This is a genomic window from Nonomuraea sp. NPDC049141, from assembly GCF_040648415.1.
Classification (GTDB): Bacteria; Actinomycetota; Actinomycetes; order Streptosporangiales; family Streptosporangiaceae; genus Nonomuraea.
The window spans coordinates 1-2,761 of record NZ_JBEZDR010000113.1; the positions used below are offsets into that span (position 1 = coordinate 1).

The 2,761-nt window shown below is 72.0% G+C and carries 3 protein-coding genes; 1 reads left to right on the plus strand and 2 read right to left on the minus strand.

The window, feature by feature from the left end; translation table 11 throughout:
- Positions 1 to 884 (minus strand): serine/threonine-protein kinase (locus AB0B91_RS64835; RefSeq protein ID WP_358342962.1); only part of this gene is annotated, 884 nt, incomplete at its 3' end.
- Between the two features lie 31 nt (positions 885 to 915).
- The gene (locus tag AB0B91_RS64840) at positions 916 to 1,386 is read right to left on the minus strand and encodes a hypothetical protein (protein WP_089003049.1); all 471 of its coding nucleotides are present in this window, start codon (positions 1,384 to 1,386) and stop codon (positions 916 to 918) included.
- Positions 1,387 to 1,707: 321 nt separating this feature from the next.
- On the opposite strand from AB0B91_RS64840, the gene AB0B91_RS64845 reads away from it, so the two are divergent.
- Positions 1,708 to 2,658 carry a TerC family protein gene (locus tag AB0B91_RS64845; protein WP_089003048.1) on the plus strand — a complete coding sequence of 317 codons (951 nt, stop codon included), beginning with the start codon at positions 1,708 to 1,710 and terminating at the stop codon, positions 2,656 to 2,658.
- The last annotated feature ends 103 nt before the right edge of the window (positions 2,659 to 2,761 follow it).

Here is a 2,761-nt window from a genome sequence, read left to right on the forward strand (position 1 = left end):
CCGGGCCCGCCGCCGACCGGCCCGGGCACGCCCGTGCCGCCCACCGGGGAGCCGGCCGGGCCGAGCGGCAGGCCGGCCAGCAGGTCACGCAACTCGACGGCCGAGGGACGCTCGCCGGGGTCGTTGGACATCCCCGCCCGGAGCACGTCGATCATCTCGGGCGGCACGCCGGGCAGGCCGGGGACCGGCTGGTGGAACATCTCCAGCACCGTGATCAGGCTCGGGTTGCGCTCGGACTGCCAGCGTGGCGGCCGGCCGTGCATGACCGCGTAGAGGGTGGCGCAGAGGGCGTAGACGTCGACGGCGGGCGACGGCGGGCTGTGGTTGAACATCTCCGGCGGCGCGTAGGCCGGGGTGAGCACCTCCAGGGCGACCGAGGCGTCACGCATCTCGGCCACGACCGCCAGCCCGAAGTCGGCCAGCACCGCCGAGTTGAAGTGCGAGTGGAGGATGTTCGCCGGCTTGACGTCGCGGTGCAGCACCCCGGCGGCGTGCGAGTGGGCGATCGCGTCGGCGATCTTGACGCCGAGGTCGCGCGCCTCGGCCGGCCCGAGCGGCGAGGTCCGCATCCGCTCGGCGTACGAGCCGTCGCAGAGTTCCATGATCAGGTAGGGGTGCTGGTCGACCGTGACCCCCACGTCGAAGAGGTCGACCACGTGCGGGTGCGACGACATGCGCCCGGCGGCCCGCGCCTCGCGCAGGAAGCGCGCCTGGTCGTGCTCGCTGTCGAGCGTGCGGTTCTCCACCTTGACCGCGACCTCGCGCCCCACCGAGATCTGGGTCGCCTTGTAGATCGTCGCGTAGCCTCCTCGGGCAAACACGCGCAGATCGGTCAGACCGGGCACGATGGGCACCGGCAGGGCACCGGGCGAGGTCTCGGTCACGGCTCTGAAAATACCCAATCGGACCGGCGGCTCAGTGAGCCGCATCGGCGGACGGCACGGCACCGACGGCGGAATCACGCCCGAGCCCCACCGCCCCGGGGCCCGCGCGACGGTCGTCCCACCAGAGCCCGACGGCGGTCGCCGCCGCGCCGAGGCCCTCCCAGAGCGCCACCCCGAAGAACCGCCCGGGGGCGACGTCGGCCAGCACCGCGATGCTGAACACCGTGAACGTGACCAGCCGGAACAGCACGGTGAAGCGGAAGAACGGGCGCCACTCGGTGGCGGTGGCGAGCAGGTAGTAGACCCCCATGTTGAACGAGGCCATCGAGGAGGCCGTCAGGAAGGTGCCGGTGTGGTCGCCCACGGCGCGCGTCGCCGGCACCTCGAGGCCGAGCAGGCGCAGCAGCGCCTCGGGCCAGAGCAGCCCGACCGCCCCCATGAGCAGGGCCAACACGCCGAAGACCGCGATCGTCCATCCGGCGGCCGAACGCGGCAACCTCATGACGGCCCTCCCCAGACCCGACGCGGTCGCACGACCGACCGCCCCTCGAACCTGACACGCTATCGGCCACCCCCGACACACCGCATCCCCAGAAACGCCAGACTTCGGGGGTCGGACCGCGCGGCTGGACACTGGACAGACGAACCACATTTCGTGAATAATGAACCGTAGTTCGAGGGGGAGTACCCGCCACCGGACGCGCCGGCCGTCAGTACGGACCCACCCGGGTCCCGGTCGCGCGGACCGCCGCACCGGCGGTCCGGGGAGACCTTCGGCCAGCACGCCGGCGCCCCGGCGCCGGCCCGGTCAAAGGGAGCCCCGATGTCCGTACCCTGGTGGGCCTGGCTGGCCCTCACCGCCGCGATCGCCGCCATGCTGGCGGTCGACCTGCTGCTGCACCGCGACGACCACGTCATCGGCCTGCGCGAGGCGGCCACCTGGTCGGCGATCTGGATCGCCGCCGGCCTCGCCTTCGGCGTCCTGCTCTGGCTGTGGCAGGGCGACGAGGCCGCCGGCGCCTACTTCGCGGGCTACCTCATCGAGAAGGCCCTGTCGGTCGACAACGTCTTCGTGTTCGCCCTGGTCTTCAGCTACTTCGCGGTGCCGGCCGCCTACCAGCACAAGGTGCTGTTCTGGGGGGTCGTCGGCGCACTGCTGTTCCGTTTCGTCTTCATCCTCCTCGGCGCGGGACTGCTCGAGACGTTCTTCTGGACCGCGTACGTCTTCGGCGCCTTCCTGGTCTGGACCGGCTGGAAGATGGCCTTCCGGCACGACGCCGAGACGCAGCCCGACCGGAACCTCGTGGTCCGCCTCGTCCGCCGGATCGTCCCCACCGACGCCCGCTACCACGGGAGCAGGTTCTTCACCCGCATCGACGGCCGGCGTACGGCGACGCTGCTGTTCATCGTCCTCGTCGCCGTCGAGGCCACCGACCTGATCTTCGCCATCGACTCCGTGGCCGCGATCCTCGCGATCACCACGAGCACGTTCATCGTCTGGACCGCCAACGCCTTCGCCGTCCTCGGCCTGCGCAGCCTCTACTTCTGCCTCGCCGGGCTGCTGCGCCGCTTCGTGCACCTGCACTACGGGCTGGCGTTCCTGCTGGCCTTCGCCGGCGTCAAGCTCGTCCTCTCCGAGACCCCGGTGGGCAAGCTCCCCATCCCGCTGACCCTCGGCGTCATCGTCGCCACCCTCGCCGTCTCCATCGGCTGGAGCCTCGTCGCGACCCGCGGCACGGCCGGCACCGGCTCCCGTACCCCTACCGGCACCTGAGCGTCGACGACCGCCGACCCCTGGCCCGCCCGACCTCGCCGCCCCCGCCTAGGGGGTGGCGAGGCGGGCGCGCAGGGGCCCGGCCGTCACTCGTCCCACTCAT

Bases quoted from the DNA above. Each gene is read 5' to 3' on its own strand.
- AB0B91_RS64840 (WP_089003049.1), bottom strand. From the start codon at position 1,386: ATGAGGTTGCCGCGTTCGGCCGCCGGATGGACGATCGCGGTCTTCGGC.
- AB0B91_RS64845 (WP_089003048.1), top strand. From the start codon at position 1,708: ATGTCCGTACCCTGGTGGGCCTGGCTGGCCCTCACCGCCGCGATCGCC.